At 40.5% G+C, this 19,976-nt stretch carries 17 protein-coding genes; 6 read left to right on the top strand and 11 right to left on the bottom strand.

Annotated elements, in window-relative coordinates; all coding sequences use genetic code 11:
* Positions 1–7: 7 nt before the first annotated feature.
* The 10 genes from G4P69_RS16540 to G4P69_RS16495 form a co-directional block, all read right to left on the bottom strand.
* Positions 8–835, bottom strand: a complete 828-nt coding sequence (locus tag G4P69_RS16540; protein ID WP_208339959.1) for an FkbM family methyltransferase — start codon at positions 833–835, stop codon at positions 8–10.
* Positions 828–1,850: a glycosyltransferase gene (locus tag G4P69_RS16535; RefSeq protein ID WP_208339958.1), complete on the bottom strand. Its 1,023-nt coding sequence runs from the start codon at positions 1,848–1,850 to the stop codon at positions 828–830. Before G4P69_RS16535 ends, G4P69_RS16540 begins: the two co-directional genes overlap by 8 nt.
* A gap of 68 nt (positions 1,851–1,918) precedes the next feature.
* On the bottom strand, positions 1,919–2,608 hold the full coding sequence (locus G4P69_RS16530; RefSeq protein ID WP_208339957.1) for a class I SAM-dependent methyltransferase: 690 nt from the start codon (positions 2,606–2,608) through the stop codon (positions 1,919–1,921).
* A gap of 16 nt (positions 2,609–2,624) precedes the next feature.
* Entirely contained in the window at positions 2,625–3,599 is a 975-nt protein-coding gene (locus G4P69_RS16525) for a glycosyltransferase (RefSeq protein ID WP_208339956.1), read from the bottom strand.
* Positions 3,600–4,817 (bottom strand): glycosyltransferase family 4 protein, encoded by a 1,218-nt coding sequence (locus tag G4P69_RS16520; protein WP_243902976.1) that lies wholly within the window; start codon positions 4,815–4,817, stop codon positions 3,600–3,602. It lies immediately after the preceding gene.
* 204 nt (positions 4,818–5,021) lie between these two features.
* On the bottom strand, positions 5,022–5,858 hold the full coding sequence (locus G4P69_RS16515; RefSeq protein WP_208339954.1) for an FkbM family methyltransferase: 837 nt from the start codon (positions 5,856–5,858) through the stop codon (positions 5,022–5,024).
* Positions 5,859–5,871: 13 nt separating this feature from the next.
* The gene (locus G4P69_RS16510; protein WP_208350579.1) at positions 5,872–6,828 is read right to left on the bottom strand and encodes a CgeB family protein; all 957 of its coding nucleotides are present in this window, start codon (positions 6,826–6,828) and stop codon (positions 5,872–5,874) included.
* Between the two features lie 77 nt (positions 6,829–6,905).
* A complete protein-coding gene (locus tag G4P69_RS16505) occupies positions 6,906–7,541 on the bottom strand; it encodes an FkbM family methyltransferase (protein WP_208339952.1) in 636 nt (211 codons plus the stop codon).
* A gap of 115 nt (positions 7,542–7,656) precedes the next feature.
* On the bottom strand, positions 7,657–8,820 hold the full coding sequence (locus tag G4P69_RS16500; protein WP_208339951.1) for a glycosyltransferase family 4 protein: 1,164 nt from the start codon (positions 8,818–8,820) through the stop codon (positions 7,657–7,659).
* 99 nt (positions 8,821–8,919) lie between these two features.
* The gene (locus tag G4P69_RS16495; protein WP_208339950.1) at positions 8,920–11,118 is read right to left on the bottom strand and encodes a GumC family protein; all 2,199 of its coding nucleotides are present in this window, start codon (positions 11,116–11,118) and stop codon (positions 8,920–8,922) included.
* A 623-nt stretch (positions 11,119–11,741) separates the two neighbouring features.
* On the opposite strand from G4P69_RS16495, the gene G4P69_RS16490 reads away from it, so the two are divergent.
* From G4P69_RS16490 to G4P69_RS16475, 4 genes are all read left to right on the top strand, one after another.
* Positions 11,742–13,151 carry a sugar transferase gene (locus G4P69_RS16490; RefSeq protein WP_208339949.1) on the top strand — a complete coding sequence of 470 codons (1,410 nt, stop codon included), beginning with the start codon at positions 11,742–11,744 and terminating at the stop codon, positions 13,149–13,151.
* A complete protein-coding gene (gene galE / locus G4P69_RS16485) occupies positions 13,148–14,146 on the top strand; it encodes a UDP-glucose 4-epimerase GalE (protein WP_208339948.1) in 999 nt (332 codons plus the stop codon). Before G4P69_RS16490 ends, galE begins: the two co-directional genes overlap by 4 nt.
* A 330-nt stretch (positions 14,147–14,476) precedes the next feature.
* Complete coding sequence (locus G4P69_RS16480) at positions 14,477–15,655, top strand: hypothetical protein (RefSeq protein ID WP_208339947.1); 1,179 nt, start codon at positions 14,477–14,479, stop codon at positions 15,653–15,655.
* A 39-nt stretch (positions 15,656–15,694) separates the two neighbouring features.
* Positions 15,695–16,321, top strand: coding sequence for a hypothetical protein (locus G4P69_RS16475; protein ID WP_208339946.1), 627 nt, complete (start codon positions 15,695–15,697; stop codon positions 16,319–16,321).
* Positions 16,322–16,450: 129 nt separating this feature from the next.
* On the opposite strand, the gene pgsA is transcribed toward G4P69_RS16475, so the two are convergent.
* Positions 16,451–16,978 carry a CDP-diacylglycerol--glycerol-3-phosphate 3-phosphatidyltransferase gene (gene pgsA / locus G4P69_RS16470; RefSeq protein WP_208339945.1) on the bottom strand — a complete coding sequence of 176 codons (528 nt, stop codon included), beginning with the start codon at positions 16,976–16,978 and terminating at the stop codon, positions 16,451–16,453.
* A 183-nt stretch (positions 16,979–17,161) separates the two neighbouring features.
* Here pgsA and G4P69_RS16465 point away from each other — a divergent pair, with 183 nt between their 5' ends.
* Entirely contained in the window at positions 17,162–18,574 is a 1,413-nt protein-coding gene (locus G4P69_RS16465; protein ID WP_208339944.1) for an aspartate ammonia-lyase, read from the top strand.
* Positions 18,575–18,699: 125 nt separating this feature from the next.
* Positions 18,700–19,659 carry a DUF362 domain-containing protein gene (locus G4P69_RS16460; RefSeq protein WP_208339943.1) on the top strand — a complete coding sequence of 320 codons (960 nt, stop codon included), beginning with the start codon at positions 18,700–18,702 and terminating at the stop codon, positions 19,657–19,659.
* Positions 19,660–19,976: the final 317 nt, after the last annotated feature.

The raw sequence follows: 19,976 nt of genomic DNA, 5'->3' as shown, positions 1-19,976 counted from the left end.
TGATATTTCAACGAATAAATACTTCATCATATTGCCAGTCTGAAGATGAAATGGTAGGAGTAAAACCATGCTCCATCATAAGTGTATAAATCATATCTTTTGTATGTCCAAAGTTAGCAAGAAATGTTGGAGTTATTTCAACTACAACTGCTAGAATATTACGTTGTCTCAATATGTTTACCATTCCTGATAGAACAGAAAACTCTAATCCTTCTACATCTATCTTGATTAACTTTTTAGTGTTTGAATCTAGAGATTGCAGGAGGATATCACCAGTACAAACTGGTACTGAGATGCAAGTTTTTTTGTCTTTAATCTCAGGCGAGCAGGAATTCAATCCGGTATGTGATTCAGCAATAAAAAATTTAGACTCACCCACGTAATCTGAAAGCGCGATGTTGTAGGGAAGTAAATTTATAGAGTGATTTAGTTGTATATTCTTAAGAAGTCTTCTAAACTCTCGAGGTGATGGCTCAAAACAGAGAACACGACCAGATTCACCAACAATTGTGGCAGCAAATATTGAATAAAATCCTATGTTAGCGCCAATATCAATAAAAATACTTCCTTGCGGGATCTGTTTGATTATCTCTAAAATATTTTTGTGGGATATATTAAGCTCTTCGTAGTATGATAAATCCATTGAGCTACTAAGAAATATGTCTAGTATTGGACCAAACGGAGTCTTTAGCTCAAAAGAATTAAACAAATTGTCTAGAGTTTTTGCTACTCTATATTTTCCTCTATGATTAGGCATGGATTTACAATAATTAATATACGTGTGAGCAATAAATTCTGGGAAATTTTTGAAATATCTATTTCTATCTTCAATCATATTTAAATCCTTCTAGCAATTGTTTAGCTTTCTCTACAGTCGTATTTTTTTTCACCCATCTTAAAGCCCCAGCTTGCAGCTTTTCATATCCTTCGTCACTTAGAGCGCTTATCTTATGCATCAATTCATCATAGCTACGATAAATGATACAATTACTATCATCAAGGCCATGTGGCGCACACGTAGGTGGCTTTTTATCAAGATTACGAAAGCAAGGAACACAACCATTAGCTGCTATTTCATAGTGACGTAGACAATCCCAACCCGCACGCTTAGTAGTAATACCAAATTTTGATGCTTGCAGATCAGAGTAATACTCATTTTCTTTACTAAAAGCGTAATTCGTTGAACTTTCTGATACGTAGCGTGCTACCTCTGGATCAACTATATGCTTTGGAAAAAGCTTAGTTTTCTTAGATAGTTCTTTAACGATCTTTTCTTCAGGAATTGAAAAAGAAATAGGTCTAAAATTTTTAGGTGCTGGTAGATACTGACATAACCATTTTGGTGGAATCTGGAACCAAAGATTACGTATAGTTTCTGGAGTCCACTCACGCTTAAAATATAGAAAGTGAGTATGTGCCTTCGGTAAGAACCACCACTGTGGATATCGCCACCATTTACCAGCGTATGGATAAGGTTGAGGTGTATCTGCACCATCAAGTATCAATGTGTTTTTAAAGTTTAAATAGGGCAGTAGTTCTACAAAAAGACCGAAAGTGTTGAAGATATTAAAAAAAATAATGAGATTAAAGTAACCGTTTACTACTTTTTGAGTAATGTCAAGCCGATCTATCGGTATGTCCTCAAGTAATCCATAGAGAGTGAATCCTAACCCATATAGGATGGAACGGCTTCCTTCACCCTTGTGTTGATAGTTACAAATATTATTTTTATACAGGATATCACACTTAGGATAGTCCACAGCCGAATCACCTAAAAGAGAGCGTAGTCCATGGAATAGACTATCGGTAAGATAATCTGCACCGTTGTAAGTAATACAAAGAACTCTCATACTTGAATAAAGATAGCTTTAGAATTAGACATTAGTAGAACTAAGTGTAGTTGAATTTAAGAAATAAGCTAATCTGTTCGTAAGGCTACCATCAAGATTTCATAACCAAACAAATTTGGTATATTGCGACAACCCAAATTGTCTATAAAACGACGGATATTGTTACTTAAAAACTGACGACGTAAAAATCCAAGGGGAATACTACCTGTAACTAAGTGATGTTCTAGCTTCAGTTGAGGTATTAATTGAATTAGATATCGAGGTGCAGTATCAAATGTATAGAAACGTAAGTGAGTTTTATCCATTACTCCCCCGTCTGTATATTCAAATTTCCCTAACGCTATTTGCCACCGATAACGCCAGTTGGCAATATTAGGCAAAGCAATGATTACTTTTCCTCCTATTTTTAAATATGGCAATAATTTCTTAATGGCTGATACTGGATCGACTAAATGTTCTAGAACATGAAGAAAACAGAGTACATCGAATTGCTCGTAAGGTAGAGTTGGTAATGTATCTCTCTCGATATCCATGCATACACAGCAATCTAATTTTTGTATAGCCTTTGTAAATTCAAATTCTGAGCAAGTAATGCCAGTTACGTGGGCTTGAGGATAGATTTCTCGAATTAGCTGACCAGTATCACCAGCACCACAACCGATGTCCAAAATAGTGCGATCGCTCTCATCTAAAAACTTCAAAACAGAGGCATTACCTTGATTGGAATAGATCGAATCGCTATTGAGTGGTTTATACATAGGAAAAACTATTGAATCAATCTGGTGGCAAAAAAAAGCTTTTCTGACGATAAACCTGCCACCTGTGTGGCAGCAATCTCAGCATCGTCCAGAATGTACTGCTAAAGCCCGTAGCCTTTTCTACAGCCCTAGCAATAGTTAATGACTCTGACCAGTATCCCTTAAAAGCTAGTTTGAGAGCAAACCACAAGTGAAACTGCATAATGTGCAACGCCCAACGTCTTGCTGATTCTAGTGTTCTCAAACGCGGATCGGCCAGGAGCATTTTTACCATTTGAGATACTTCCAGAGATGCGCTAAGATTTTTACCATTAACTACTGATAATTGCTCTTCATGGATTCTAATTACTGCCACATTAGCCCTAGAAATTAGAATTGGGCTACTACTGGCAACTCGATATATCCATTCCCAGTCTGCTGCATGTCGCCAGTCTTCCCTGAAATCGCCTACCTGTTCATACAGAGTTTTCCTGAAAAACATTCCCGTAATATTGCCATTAATACTGCCATACTGAAGTAATAGGGGTACGCTTTGTTCTGGTTGCAATAATCGAGTTTGCTTAGCTATGTAATCATCATAAAAATTTTTGACATTATGCAGTAGGTTACCATCAGCATTAACTGAATAGGTAGAAGATAAAATTAGATTAGCTTCCACGTATTTTCGCATTAAATTGAGATTTACTTCCAAGCATTGTTCTGATAAAAAATCATCACTACAAAGAATTGTGATGTACTCGCCATTACAACGTCTAATTGCTTTGTTGAGATTAGCAAAAAGACCTATATTATGAGGATTTGAGTAAATATGAATTTTGGTAATGGCAGCGTATCTTTGTAAAAAAGATTTTGTATCTTCGTGTGAATGATCATCAGCAACGATTAACTCCCAGTTTTGATAAGTTTGCTGTAAAACACTATCAATGGCTTGAGCTAAGTATTTTTTCCGATTGTAAACCGGCAGAATAATTGATACCAAAGACTCTAACATTTAGACTCCTACCTTTTTCTTAGCAGATAACTGACTATGCAAAGATTCATAAGACTCCTTAGCCCGCTTTCCATAAGAACTCCAATCTAAACCTGAAGTTCGAAATAGTAATGCTGCTTGTCGCTTAGATAAAAGTAAACTTTTATTCTGTGCCAGCATTTTCAGGCAAATAGCTATTGCTTGACTATCGCGTATAGGCACTAAATACCCAGACGGGTACTCTTCTATACCTGCATCTAATTTAATTGGCTCTGCACCCGACATTCGCAACAAATCCTCACCGCCTGTATTGGTTGTACAAATAAGAGGCAAACCACAAGCAAGAGCCTGCGCCAGCACCATGCCAAACCCATCCTCAATACTCGCGATAACAAAAACGCTACTATTGCGGTAATACTCTACTAATTGTGCTTGAGGTACATGCCCAATAAACTTAACTCGCTCATCCGCCGCAGGTAATAAATGAGGTGTTTCTGCTGTAGCTCCACCAACCAAACATAGTTCACTGTTTGGTATGTTTGCCTCCATAAAGGCTCGCACTAAATAATGAACACCCTTACGTACGCTCCAAGAACCAGCATATATGGCACGAAACACATCATCCTGTTTCGCTCCAGGTGAAAAGCTTTTGAGATTTGTACCAAAAGGGTTATGGACTAAGCGTTTTTCAGGACAACCCTGAGTAAGAAAACTACGTTTAACAAACAAGCTAGGCACTGCTATCTGTTCTGCGAGTTCATACTCCCGCAGTTCTTGAGCTACAACCTCTGGGTGCGTTTGTGCCCAATTTAAACCTAACCGACGATACTCTTCCCTCAATATTTGACATTGCACCGTCATGTGAGAAGAACTACGTTCTAACAAGAAGGGTACACCATTCTGCTTTGCCCAATGCAGAGAAGGTTCAGAGAAACTTGACCACCCGTGTACTAGGGTACTGCCTTCTAAGTGACGAGCTGCAGCTTGATCAAACAGACTATGGAGCAAGGCTTGGAATTTCATTGTCAACCGTTCTCCCCCGATGTGATAGGCAGCCTTGCCTATCAAAAGTGTCAAAGGCAAGCTCACCACTTTGTCATCTGGTATACCCCATTGACGGGTTTTAAATTTAGGATAGTTAGTAATCAAGCGATGTAAAACTCCGGCTGCATGTAACTCCCTTGCTAAGTCAAAGGCATGCCATCGTCCGCCTACAACAATCGATATTTTCATATTCATGCTAGTGGCTTCCTACCAATTACTATGAGTGTTTGCGCAAAAAGTTCTTTAATATCTTCACGAAAAGAAACCAAGGGAATAATTGTATTTTCAATTACGAACGACACAGGCTAGATGATTTTAGAAATTACTTTTTAAGGATGTGCTGAAAGAAATGAAAAATACCACGTTTTCGACACTATTGTTAGCTATTTTTGTAATTTATCACCCAGATATCAAATTGCGTAATTTAAAGACATGAGAATTAAATTCTTTATTAGATATACCTACAAACATACCTCTCATCAAACCCTCGTACTCAAGCTTGTACTCGAAGGGAGCAAGAAAACCATTAAACAACTTGAAGAGTCTGTATGGCTTATTATCAATGAACTTAGAAGCCTCCCACAAGAAACGCTTATTAGAAAACCACCCAGAAGCGTACTCAAATACAAATACATCTATAGACTGTGAATCAAGAAGATGGCTAGCTCCCTCCAAAACGTTCAAATCATATCCTTCAGCATCAATCTTGAGAAGATTTACGTGACTTACTCCAACTCGATTACACCAGTTATCTAGGGTGGTAACTTCAACAATATATTCTTTTGGCTCAATATTAATATATTGCTCGAAGTCTAAGTTTCTCTTGACAAGTGAGTTACACCCATTCCTACCTCCGTAATCATAGAAAACTTGATTTCCTTCCTGATTTGAAAGTGCCAATTGAATAAGTTCAAGGTTATTAAGATTAACAGATTTTTTTTGGTAGTTTTCTATAACATCTACGCAGGGATCAAAGGCAAATACTTTTGCTGATTGTTTTGCTCTGAGTACATATTCTGACCATTCTCCATTATTGAAACCAACGTCTATAAAAATACTATTCTCCGGAAACTGATCGACTAACCAATATTCTCCATTAATTTCGGGACTAAGGAGGTTGTTAAAAATAACGTTACTGAGATTGTAACAATAATTAGCTATTTTTGGAAATAACTTAATACCAAGACTACTGTATATGATCTTTTGTACCACTTTATGCTTAATTATTCTGGACATAGTAATTTACCAGTTAATTTGAAAGATTAATCAAATTTAAAATAGTTTTAAGCCTAGCTGAAAAAGTATTTTCTTCAGTAGCTACAAGCTGGATGCCAAGTTGTCTCATTTGTTCTCGTTCCGTTGGTTTTTCGAGTAACCATTTGCATTTATCTGCCAAGTCCATTGGAGAGGAAAAAAAACCATACTCGGGATAACCATCTAAAATTTGACGGTGTTCTTGCGAATCTTCGTAAATACCACATCCACCACAGGAAGCTATCTCAAAACTCCTCTGCGTTGATTCATCTCTACTACGTTTGCGTAGCAGACCCAGAGATATTTTAGATGAGTAAATAGCTAAACGGAATTCATTATCAAAAACTGCGGGTGACTTTTTCCATCCTTTCACATATATATTTTTCCAATCATTGCCGTAAAGTTTTAAGTTTAGGTTTCCTAATGAAGCTACTGCTTCTAACATAGGTAAGCGTTCTAGAGCACCAGTTCCCACAAAACTGATATCAGCTACAAATTTTTCTTTTTCAAATTCAGAAACTGTATCAGGTAGGTGATGCCAGAAAGGATCGTAGGCATATGGGAGAAATTCAGTTTGCTTAACTCCACTAGCAATTAAATCAGGTATAATTCTTTTTTTTGTACTAATCACTAAATCATACTTCTTCAGATTAGTAATAAAAATTGAGGAGTATAGCTGCTTAACAAAAGGATCATCTGTTAAAAAATTAACAACTTTGGCACTTATTTTTTTAGAAGAATTAAAAACTTCATTTGTTAATGGGAAAATACCTGTTACAAGGACTAATTGTGGTTTAAAATCGTTTATGAGAGCTACTGTTCTTTTATTAAACAACCACCATTCTAAAGGACGTTTGCCTGTGAGTTTAAATAATGCTCGTCCCCATAAGTACTTCATAGATGGAGCATAGCTATTCCAACTTGTGTCATTGATAGCTAAAGATAAATTCATTCTTTGAGCTGCTCTACTGAACATCGAGCCTACGCAGTAAACCTTTGAAGTATCACCAATAATTAGTAGTTTAGTTTTCATGTTGAAATTTGATTAGGTTTAGCCAACCATTCGTCACACTCTAATCCATACAAATCTCGGCTAATTTGTTCCATAGAATAGCCATAACTTGCCAGAATACCTCGGCAATCATTAACTTGTATTTTTCCATGAGTAGCCAGTAATATAACTGGACGGTCAGCTTGAAAGAACTTCTCACCTCCTCTTAATACATTCGCTTCAGCACCCTCCACATCTATTTTTACCAAGCTCACTGGAGGATTTAAATCCTTCAAAGAATCTAAAGTCATGACCGAAACCTCTAAATCTCCACTTTCTGCAAGGCATCCTTGTGCGTTGTATGGAGAAGTATTAAATTTCATTACTCCATTTTTGTCACTGATTGCTGCTGAATAAATTGCAATATTTTCGATTTTATTTAATTGAATATGTTTTTTAATAAAATCAATATTTCTCGGCAAAGGTTCAAAAGATATTACCTTACCTTTTGAGCCAACTAAGCGACTCAGCAAAATACTGAAAAGACCAACATTTGCACCAATATCTAAAACTGTAGTGCCTTCAAGAGGTAATTTGGTAAGTAGCTGCTGTTTATCTGCTTCATAGGAACCTAGCCACATTCCGTGTACTCCACTTCCCACAATCCACTTCATCCCTCTTCCGGGACCCTGCATTATAGGAACCACAGTTGTTGAGGGTAAGAAAGATAAAGGAAAGCGAAGAGACTTGCCAACTATATTGTTTGAGCGGATATCACTAAATCTGAATTTAATCATAAACTCTTACCTTTAAGTAAACAGCTTCAGCTAATTTTTTCGGATGAGGTAAAGTTTCCCAATTTGCTGAAGACCATTTAGTTACCATAATTGCTTCTGAAATCATTTTGGATAATTCACCCACATTTCCCGAGTGAAAAATCCAACCCTTGTTATCGTCTGTTATCAAATCCTTTGCTGAGCCAACTTTGTCACTGACGATAACTTTTAAACCAAACTGTAAAGCTTCATTAACAACTAATCCCCAAGTTTCACCACTCTGAGAAGGTAAAATGAGAGCATCTGCCATTGCATAATACTGTCCTAATTCTGATTGATTCTTGAAACCTACAAAAATAGCTCTTTCCCCTAGCTGTGCTTTCGCTATTCGTTCAAATTGTTCTCTTAATTCACCATCTCCTACAGCAAGCAGCCAAATTTTTCCCCTTTCTACTGGCGATCGCATTCCTATAGCTTCAGGAATCACTAAAGGATTTTTGGCTCTAAACATCTTGCCACAGTAGAGCAAAACATAATCTTGCTGTCCGATACCTGCCTTATGTCGCAAGTATTCTCTTTGTGGTAGCCAGTAATCCACCTGTTTTTGAAAAAAGTCTGTATCAATAGCGTAGTGAACTACTGTTAGGCGACTCTTATCAACCCCCATCCGGCAGTAATGATTGATAGAATTAGTGCCAATAGGGAAAAAATGAGTAAATTGTCGATAGTAGCAACTCAATATAAACTGGCGTATTTTATCCTTGAAACAGGAACGTGTTAATGCTTCATCTGTCGTCTCTGCTCTTAGCATCAGCTTGTGTCCTAGTATATGCAACAGAAGAGTACTGGTTGTAATGAAAGCAGGTGAATAAGCAAAAATTAATACAGCATCAGGTTTGTAACGGCTGATAGCAACAGCGGCTTTAGTTGCTAATCTGACACCCGCTAAACCTTGCAAGTTTACCAGCGAACTTGTAGACAGGAAATGGTGTTCAAAACCTACTGTTGGTTGGCAATCCCACTTAAAAACAACACCAAAGTTTGGATCTTGGGAAGGAATGACTCCGTGATTGCAGCCAAAGAAGACTTTTACCTCTAAATCTGGTTGCTGTGCTAGCTCTCGGAAAACAGGTGCAAAATACTGAACTGGATGTGTAACAAGAACTGCAAGACGCATAGAAGATTTTTAAAAGTTTGGAATACACGGAATACATAGAATAGAGAGAATTTCAATTTTTTTTTGTTTAGTGGATACTTGATTTTTTAGTCAAAATTATTAGGAATTGATTAAATTACCCTCCGTTGCGCGATCTTTATCAGACCCTTTCGAGCCGTAATATCCTTTGTAATAGTAACGACCGTAATGACTTTCACCTGTAACTCCATTCACTACCATTCCCAAAACCTGAGATCGTGACTGATCGAGTAGCGTTCTTGCCGTACTAACCGCAGCCGAGTCAACGATGCCAGGACGAACAACCAGTAGCAGTCCATCTGCCAGCTTGCTCAAAAGCATAGCATCAGGAAACATATTCAATGGTGGAGTGTCGATAATCACAAAATCATAGTCTCTGGCGACTTCTTCGAGTAACCCTGCCATCCGCTGTGAATCCAGTAGGGCTGCTGGGTTAGGCGGAACTGTCCCCGCAGTTAGCACCTCCAGGTTAACTAGTGCTTCTTGGGCAGTGGTTTGTAACTCAGCTTGACCTACTAGTATATGGCTTAGCCCCATTAAATTGGGTCTTTGCCAAATCTGCTGTTGGCGAGGGAGACGCATATCAGCATCCACCAATAGCACTCGACGCCCCATCTGCACTATGGCTACTGCCAAGTTAGCTGCAACATAAGACTTTCCCTCACCTTTAACTGCGCTACTCACCACAATCACTTTCAATGTTTTATCCGAGAGAGTAAAACCTAGGTTAGTCTGGAGCATCTCAAAAGCCGCCGTTACCCCAGAATGAGGGTTGTTGAGTACAGGTAACTCTTGCCGACTCTCGCCTTCACTCTCCTTAGTTTTTTCATCAACTCGTGGAATGGAACCGAGCAATGGATAGTCCAACACTCGCTTGACTTCCTCAATGGTCTTCAGAGATTTATCAAGAGATTCCAGCATTAGAGCCGTTCCCACACCCAGTAAGATGCCCAAGCAACCACCCAGCAACAAATTCTGTTGAATGCGAGGAGAAATACTGTTCTTCGGCATTAAAGCCTCGGTAATCACTCTTGCATTGCCAATAGTCTGGTTCTCTTGCAGTAAAACTTCCTGAAATCGCTTTTGCAGTTCTTGATAGGTAAATTGCGCCACTTGCAACCGTCGCTCTAGCTCTCGCTGTTGTTGTTCAAGTTTAGGCAACATTCTTAACCGTTGTTGGTAAAGCAGAAATTCCTTCCGGAAAACAGCTAATCGGTTTCCCAATCCCAACTCTTCATGGTCTAACTTCACCAAATCCTCACTCAAGGTTTGCTTCAGTTTTCCTAACTGCAAATTTGGCTCTGACACTGATTGCGAATTGCCCTCAACCTCAGCAACTCGCAATTGCAGTTGCTTTTTTAGAGCTTGTTGTTTTTCCAACATACTGATGATCATCGGGTGTCTATTAGTCAGGCGAGTCCGCTCCACAGCTAACTGGTCTTGCACCTTCTGATATTCTGTAAGTATCTGCCCTACACCTGAGGATTGGCTCAAGTTTGAGAACGTCACAGCCTGTTGCGAATTCAATGTCAGTAGACTTTGCAAAGCTTGATGGCGAGTTTTGGCATCAGTTAAATCGGCTTGAGCTTTGGTAATCTCGGCTGATAGAGCCTTAAGACTTTCTACCCCTGCTTTCGCTTCTTCCTCCAAAGCAACCACATTGTTTTTTTCTTTAAACTCACGCACCTCAGCCTCTGCTAGCGCTACTCTTTCCTCCACTAAAGGCAATTGCTTGCTCAAGAATTCCCGCGCTGCTCTCGCCTGTGCGCGTTTAGTGCGAATATTGTTCTCTAGATAATTACGCGTCAGCGAATTGACTACAGTTGCAGCTTCTTGAGGATTGTGACTCTTGTAAGAAACAGTCAAAACATCCGTGTTCTTAACACTCTTAATATTTAATTTTCCCAGAAAGCTCTGAACTTCTAAGGGTTCCCCTTTACCATCTTTCAACTTTAGATCAGTAATGGTTTTCTGCACAATTGGGATTGAGCGAATCACCTCGGCTTGTGTATCCAGTGGGTTACTGAGGTTCCCCCCACCACCAAATTGTACAACCTTGTCAGTCAAATCTGTTAGCTTTGAGGCATTCTCGTTTGTGTCAAAAAGCAGTTTGCCTTCTGCTTGATAGACAGGTTTTTGCCGATAAGTAACTAACGCTGCGAGTCCAAGAACAGAGCTACTCACAACTGCTATTGGCAGCCAACGTCTTTTGACAAGCAGCCAGTAGTGTTGTAAATCGTAAAATTGTTCTTGGTCTTTGTCTTGGTGCTTAGAATCCATTGACCTGATGATAAAAGATAAAAAACTCCTCTCACTCCTAACGTTTGATCCGATCTAGCGAGAGCCTCCTTGTAGAAATACGCAAAGCTAATTACATATAATTACAACACAAGGATATGGAAAAGTACTGGCATTATAACGATTAATCAGACAGATGGTAGTGCGAAGAAGGTTTCCTTATCTACCAGGCTAGCGGTACAAGTCCACCTCTTTGGGTCAGCTTAGCTTTAGAGAGCTAAGCCAGTAACTTTTTTCACCTCAGAGTAATCGCAGTATATGAGATCTGGCAAGTCACAGTTAAAAAACTTTATATTAACTTCGTAAAATCAAGCAAATATTAATTTTTTTAAAAATTTCGTAGAACAAACTATACTTTCTGGTAGAAGCGGTTAAGCTATTGAAATGTATTAAATTACACTAATTACATTTGTAATATACTACTGATTTGTATCGGGCGAAGTACACCCAAAACTTAGAGACCAACGGCGTCGGTCTCTAACCGATGTACCTTGCCAAATCGCTGTATTTTCCTGCTGAGGGTCCTCATAAGAAATCTGGGTAGTATCTACGTCATAACTCCAACAAACTAAAAAATACATACTACAGAATACTGATAATAGATAATGTCAACCCAAACTTTTTGGAACATCTCAACAAGCAATAACATACCGAAAGTCCGCAGTCTCCCTGTGTTCCTTTCACTAAGTGATATTTTTTCCTTAGTTGTTTGTTTACAATTTGGCTTTTGGTTACGCTGGGGCAAACTACTGAGCGAGTTTAATCTGATGGTGTGTGGATTAATCTTGCTGACTCTCTCAGTTTTTTATTTGGCGGACACATATAAACCAGATAGCCAAATTGCTGGTTTGCGAGTTCCGGCTCGAATCATACTATGTAATGCATTTGTGGCCGGAGTTAGTGCTGCATTAATTTACTTGTCTGGGGCGTGGAGACAAAACCCTCTTTTGTGGCGCAGTGTTTTGCTACCAAGTCTTGCAATATTTACTATCTGGGCTGTGATCTCACGCTTATGGGGAGCTAGTTGGGTGCGATCGCACGCCGAGCAAAGTCGCTGGCTAGTCTTAGGTACTGGAGACAGTACAGTCAAATTTGTCCAAGACTTCCAAAAACTCAACCCCCTAGGGCGGTTGGTTGTTCTGACTGAAAACCTAGAAAATATTAATCAGTTACCAAAGAATAGTATCAACGGAATGGGTAGCCTTTCTGATTTACCTGACTGGATGTCTCTATCGTGGTCAGGTGTCTTGGTAGCAACAGAAGTAGAATTATCCGATGCGCAATTACACCATTTGATGCAAATGCGCCTGCGTGGAATACCGGTTTACAAGCTACCAGATTATTACGAAAGCTTGTGGTACAAACTCCCGTCATTCCTACTGCAAGATACCTGGTTTATTTTCAATGTCGGCTTTAACTTAATGTCTTCTCGCGTTAGCTGGAAGCTAAAACGCTTAATAGACACGATTACGGCATTGCTACTACTCGTCGCGCTCTCTCCACTCATGCTATTGGTAGCACTAGCAATTAAATTAGATAGTCCCGGCTCAGTTTTCTACAGTCAACTACGAACAGGGCTCAATAGTCAGCCTTTCAGGGTTTACAAATTCCGTTCGATGTATAAGGATGCCGAGAAACGTGGTGTACAATGGGCAAGCCAACGCGATCCACGCATAACTAGAGTCGGTTACTGCCTCAGATTAACGCGCATCGACGAACTACCTCAACTCTGGAATGTGCTTCGTGGAGAAATGAGCCTAATTGGTCCGCGTCCAGAACGCCCAGAATTTGATGCCAAGCTCAGAAAAGCGATTCCGTACTATGACGTACGCTATTTAGTCAAACCGGGAATCACAGGCTGGGCACAGGTTCTGTATCCTTACGGAGCGTCAATTGAGGATGCTTACGAAAAGCTAGCTTATGACTTGTACTACATCAAAAATTATTCCTTTTGGTTAGATCTCGCAATTTTCTTCAAAACTATTAGGGTCGTCTTATTAGGTAAAGGTCGATGAATAAGAAAGTCTTAGTGACTGGGGGTGCTGGTTACATCGGCTCTCATGTAGTACGTCAGTTGGGTGAAGCCGGTTATGATGTGGTGGTGTATGACAATTGTTCTACGGGTTCACCGAAGGCAGTACTATACGGTGATTTGATTATTGGCGATTTAGGAGATTTAGATCTCCTCAACCAAGTCTTTATCAACCATCAATTTAGTGCAGTACTACACTTTGCTGCCAGTTTGAGCGTACCAGAATCAGTCACCCATCCTCTCAACTACTACACCAACAACACGCAAAACACTCTGAACTTGCTCAATTGTTGTCGTCTGACAGGAGTCAATCAAATCATCTTTTCCAGTACAGCAGCAGTATATGGTCAACCAACAGAAAACCCCGTCACAGAGTCTGCTCCAACACTGCCAATTAACCCCTATGGACGGTCAAAGCTTTCTAGCGAATGGCTAATTCGCGACTATAGTGCCGCCTCTTCTCTACGCTACGTAATTCTACGATATTTCAACGTTGCTGGAGCAGACCCTTCTGGAAAACTGGGACAGATGTCAAAAGACGCATCTCATTTGATTCGAGTTGCGTGCGATGCAGCACTCAAACGCAGACCAGGAGTTCACATTTTCGGTGCTGATTTTCCTACGCCAGACGGTACAGGAATCAGAGACTATCTTCATGTTGAAGACTTAGCAGCAGCACATCTCGATGCTTTGAGTTACTTAGAACAAGATCATCAAAGTCAAATTCTCAACTGTGGCTATGGCGAAGGATATAGTGTGCGGCAAGTCATTGAACAGGTTAAGGAAATTTCTGGAGTAGATTTCCCCGTGATTGAAACAGAGCGTCGTCCAGGAGATGCAGCCTGTGTTATTGCCAGTGCAGATAAAATTTACAAAGTTTTAGGTTGGCGACCTAAATATAATAACCTCGACAAAATTGTTTACACTACTCTGGCTTGGGAAAGGCAGCGAAAAGAGGAAGAAATTTTTATTAAATGAAAAAAAGATGTTTTATAAAGAAGAATTCAGGAGTCAGGAGCCAGGAATCAGAATGATAAATACTGCTAAAAACCTCGTCCAGGAATAAATATACCGCTGCCGTTGGTTTCGACTTCGCTCAACCAACTGAGAGATCGTGAGTTGAGCGAAGTCGAAACTCGCACTCCCCGGGTATTTTCTTTCTCGGAAATCACCTTAAGATTTATTAAAAATATTGTCGTAGGGAAGAGTCAATACACTGTTAAATTCTACATTGCAAAATCTGAGATTTGGAGTATCTACTTTCTTTAAAACCAGAAGCAAACAACTCTGCCACTTCTAAGAAATAGAATGACTTATATACGTATTTGGAATATTCCAGTTTGTTTAGCAGTTTTTGCTTCTAGTAATTTTGCTTACAGGGCTGATGCTACTTTGAACAAGACAGCTACAGTTGCAGCCAGTTCTTTAAAATCGCATCTCCCAAACCATCTTGCTCAGGGTGCTACCCCTCCTAAATCTGACTACCAAGAGTTAAATACTTTTAACGAGGAATTAACAAACAGGACAAAAATAAGTAGAAAAGCCGCAGATTTATCAGACAATTGGCAACAGACTGGAAAAACTAAGAGTATATCTCAATCTATAGCTTTTCCTGAACTAATGAGGGATATTCAGCCTTTTTCTGTCAAGAATTTTGACCTTGAGGATGTACCTCACTCGACGGAGAACGGCTATCTTCTTACGAAGAATGAACCACCAAAAAATACAAATTCTCAGACAGACGAGCTTGAAGATTTAAGGCAACGTTTTCTCTTTCCACCCATCCCTTCAAGTAATGCCAATAAAAATACAGGAGGAATTATCAGTACCCCTGGATCATCTGTTGCTAGTCCTATAGCATTTGGTGCGGAGTATGGTGATGTTTTTGTGGGAGCTAGTTATCAAACCAGAACACGCTATACTCATCAAAATGATGGCGGAGTAGTGTTCGGATTTGGTCTAGGAGACAGCAAATTAGTAGGTTTAGAAGTTGCTATTTCTTCTTTTTCCACTTTTAGAGAAGGTTTTTTCACTAACGGAGGTATTAGTTTGAAGCTTCACCATTTGTTCCCTAATGCGTTGGCGATCGCTTTTGGGATAGAAGATGCAGCTGAATTTGGTGTTCCGGATGCAGGAACCAGTATCTATGGAGTTGCTAGCAAAGTTTTTCTACTAAAGAACGACGCTACTAAACTCTTCAGTAGTATTACTGTATCGCTGGGTTTAGGTGGCGGTCGTTTTCGTTCAGAATACGATGTTCAAAAAGGTATAGACTCAGTTAATGTCTTTGGTAGTGTGGCGTTAAGAATAGCTGAACCTATATCCCTAATTGCTGATTGGACTGGTCAGGATTTGACGATAGGTACTTCTATTGCTCCTTTCCGAAGGATTCCTATTGTTATTACACCAGCTGTAGCTGATGTTACAGGTAATGCTGGTGATGGTGCCAGATTTGTTCTGGGTGCTGGTTTTGGTTACTCTTTCTAGTTTTGGTTATTGTTTCTACATTCTTGAGGTAAAACTACAATGACTAACATTAAACATTTTCCATTTCATCTATCTGTAAGCTTGACTTTTGCAGCTTTCATGCTTTGTCAAGTATTTCTACCTGCTCAAGCTAAAACCCCCTCTAATCAACCTCAAAAACTTCCCTTTAACATAAAAACAAAACTGTCGGATATTAGTGGCACAATTATTACAGGCAGTCATTTTACTTTTCCTTCACAAATACGATGGCAGATCAATCGAATTGGTAGAAGTGTACAAATTCTGCTGCAAAACAAGCACTTAACTTTACCACATGGTAAATCTCTCACTCTAGAGACACAAGAGGATTTACTACACATTTTAACGTCTGACGATGTCAAGGGTAGTAGAAGAATATTAACCGCATTAAGCGATGGTCAGAATGGTATAACAGAAACTCAGGCTCAGCAACTTGTTAATAGTTTGCATGGCTTGCTAGGCAAAGGAAATAATTCTGAAATTCAAGTCAATCCATCTCAATTAGTGCGGGCAATGAAGGCTTATAATAATTTGATTAATCATAGCTCTGCACAATTTCTCAAGAATCCTCCACCTGCACTAGACGGTATAAATTCCGTGCTTTCGCAATTGAGCCAACCCCTATACTTGAGCGCTTCCGCAAAATAAGAAGACTTGTCGATTCGCTGCAAATAGTTCTGCCTTAGCCTTATCAAAAGGCTAAGTACAACTTTGCATAAATTCGTAGCCTTTTGGTTCGTAGTTGCGATGTGGGCGCTGAAGCGCAACTACGAACCATTAACCATCATGTACAGAAACTACGTCTCTGGAAGGCAAAAGGTAAATAACTCCAGAAATTATTGTTAAAGCCACAGAAACCCAAAAACTAATCAGGGCAGTTAACAGCCATCTTTCTGGTAAAGGAGCGATTAAAAGTGCGATCGCCACTATTTGACTGACAGTTTTGAGCTTACCCCAAATATTCGCCCCTGTAATCGTACTTTGATTAACCCGCCAACCAGCGATCGCCAATTCCCGCGCTAAAATTAGAAACACTCCCCAAGCAGGAACTTGTCCCAATTCAATCAAAGCCAATAACGGCGCAAGCACCAACAATTTATCGACTAAAGGATCAAGAAACTTACCCAAATCACTGATTTGGTTGAGTTTTCGTGCTAAGTAGCCATCCAACCAATCAGTTAGCGCTGCCACAAGAAAAATTGCCAAACACACCAACCGAGATTCAGGTGTAGGATTGTGTAAACCATAAAGCAGAAATGGTATCCCCAGAAGCCGAGAGAAAGTAATCCAGTTAGGTAGAGTCATAAAGAAGAATTCAGGAGTCAGGAGTCAGGAGGAGCCAGTGCGCCCTTACGGGTTTCCCGGCTTAAAGCACCTGGCGTTCAGAATACACTACACAGTACGGCGTAAATAAAAGCTTGGATTTCAGCAGTCGTTCATGGACAATAGGCATGATAATTTGCTCCTAACCTAAAATTCAACATGGATATGACTGAACAAACAGATTCACAAGTCAGAATAGAGCGAGATTCCATGGGCGATCGCTCTCTTAACAGTAGCGCTTACTACGGTATTCAAACACTGCGAGCAATAGAAAACTTCCCAATTAGCGGCATTAAGCCCTTATCCACTTACGTAGATGCTTGTATACTCATAAAAAAAGCTACAGCAATTGTAAACGGCGAACTAGGCTGCATTGATCAAAAAATCAGTAAAGCAATTGTTCAAGCAGCAGACGAAGTCCTTAGTGGCAAGTTTCGCGATCAATTTGTAGTGGATGTTTATCAAGCTGGTGCTGGGACTTCTCATCATATGAACGTTAATGAAGTACTAGCAAATCGTGCCTTAGAAATTCTCGGCTATGAGAAAGGCAATTATAAGCAAGTTAGTCCCAACGACCATGTAAACTATGGCCAGTCTACCAATGATGTCATCCCCACAGCAATTCGCATTGGAGGGCTATTAGCATTATCAAAAACATTACACCCAGCCCTTGAGGGAGCAATAGCAGCATTAGAGAAAAAAGCTGCCCAATACCAAGATATTGTTAGATCCGGCAGAACTCACATGCAAGACGCCGTACCAGTGAGGTTAGGAGAGAATTTTCGTGCTTGGGCGTACATCCTCACAGATCACCAAAACCGTATACATACCGCTTCAGGAGATTTGATGGTACTGGGTTTAGGAGGTAGTGCAGCAGGAACAGGGTTGAATACCCACCCTAAATATCGCGCCAGTGTAGTACAAACGCTCTCAGAATTGATTAACTGTCCACTAGAACCAGCACCCCACCTCATGGCAGCAATGCAAAGCATGGCACCATTTGTGAGTGTTTCTGGTGCTTTGCGTAACCTAGCGCAGGATTTAGTCAAAATATCTCACGACTTGCGCCTAATGGATTCTGGACCAAAAACTGGGTTGAAAGAAATTCAACTACCCCCTGTACAACCAGGTTCTTCAATTATGCCAGGTAAGTATAACCCTGTCATGGCAGAGATGACATCAATGGTGAGTTTTCAGGTCATGGGTTATGATAGCGCGATCGCTCTAGCAGCACAAGCAGGACAATTAGAACTAAATGTTATGATGCCTCTCATCGCCTATAACCTGATTCATAGTATCGAGATTCTTGGCAATACCATTAGTGTACTTACTGAGCGCTGCATCGAAGGAATTATCGCCAACCAAGAGCGTTGTTTAGCCTATGCAGAAGGAAGTTTAGCTTTAGTCACAGCATTAAACCCCCATATTGGTTATTTAAATGCAGCTGCTGTAGCGAAAGAGTCTTTAGAAACAGGTAAATCCCTACGACAAATTGTACTAGAAAAAGGCCTGATGGATGAAACAGAATTAGCCAAAGTACTGAACTTGGAACAAATGAGTGAGATTGTTGGCGGTTAGGGGGATCGGGCATGGGGCATAGGGCATAGGGCATGGGGCATTGGGGGTTGGACTGATTCCTGCTCCTGTGCTCCTCTGCTCCCTGGTTGCTATATTAACCTTGAACCACTAACTCATAACCAACTATGCAAACCGTCAGCTTAATTCGCGCAAATTCATACGCACGAGAAAGACTCAGAGAGTCTATAGAAACACTGCTAGAACCGTTTGGGGGAATGGCGGCATTTGTTAAGCCTGGAAACCGTGTCTTACTCAAACCGAATTTATTGACAGGCTCACGCCCTACTAAAGAATGTACCACTCGTGCAGAATTAGTTTATGTAGTTGCCCAGATGGTCATTGAAATCGGTGGTAAACCTTTTTTAGGGGATAGCCCTGCTTTTGGTAGCGCTAAGGGAGTAGCAGTGGCAAATGGGTATTTACCTATTTTAGAAGAATTGAATATCCCAATTGTTGATTTTCATGGTCAGCGTTACGAAATAATTAGCGAAGAGTTTAATCACCTGCTTTTGTGCAAAGAAGCAATGGAGGCGGATGTCGTGATTAACTTACCCAAAGTGAAATCACATAGCCAACTTGTACTGACTTTGGGCACCAAGAACTTATTTGGTTGCGTTCCTGGTAAAATGAAGGCTTGGTGGCACATGGAAGCGGGAAAAGACGCCAACCGATTTGGTGAGATGCTAGTCGAAACAGCTAGAGCTATCAATCCTAACTTGACTATACTAGATGGCATCATCGGTCATGAAGGTAACGGTCCTAGCAATGGTGAACCTCGTCCACTAGGAATTTTGGCAGCCGCAACAGATGTATTTGCCTTAGATCGCGCAATGGTGGAAATTTTGAATGTACCACCCCAACAAGTGCCCACTGTTGCTGCTTCAATGCGGCTAGGAGTCTGCCCAGAACTGGAAGCAATCCACTTTCCCCTACTATATCCAGATGTACTACGAATAGACGATTGGCGACTACCAGATAAGTTCTTACCCATTGATTTTGGTATGCCTCGCGTCATTAAGTCTACGTTCAAACATCTCTACATTCGCTTTATTAAGGAACCAATGAATGCATACGGAAGGCATTAGTTCGATTCAGCGAATTATCTTGCTCACAAGTGTAAATTCTACTACAACAATTCCAAAATTAGCAGAGTAAGCTCAAAGTACCCTCCGATTGCTTAACCAGACCGCCCTAATCTAGTGGCGGTTTTTTGTCTGGGAGAGGGAGTAGGGAGCAGGGGGGGCTTTTCCAGGGAGCACAGGAGGAGGAGATAGTCAAAACACCACCCACCCCCCCCCCCCCCCCCCCCCCCCCCACCCCCCCCCCCCCCCCCCCCCCCCCCCCCCCACACCCCCCCCCCCCCTCTCCGCACCCCCCGGGTGGTTTTTTTTTTTTTTTGTTG

Origin of the sequence: Aetokthonos hydrillicola CCALA 1050, assembly GCF_017591665.1 — a bacterium.
GTDB lineage: Bacteria > Cyanobacteriota > Cyanobacteriia > Cyanobacteriales > Nostocaceae > Aetokthonos > Aetokthonos hydrillicola.
This window is presented reverse-complemented; position numbering and strand designations above follow the sequence as displayed.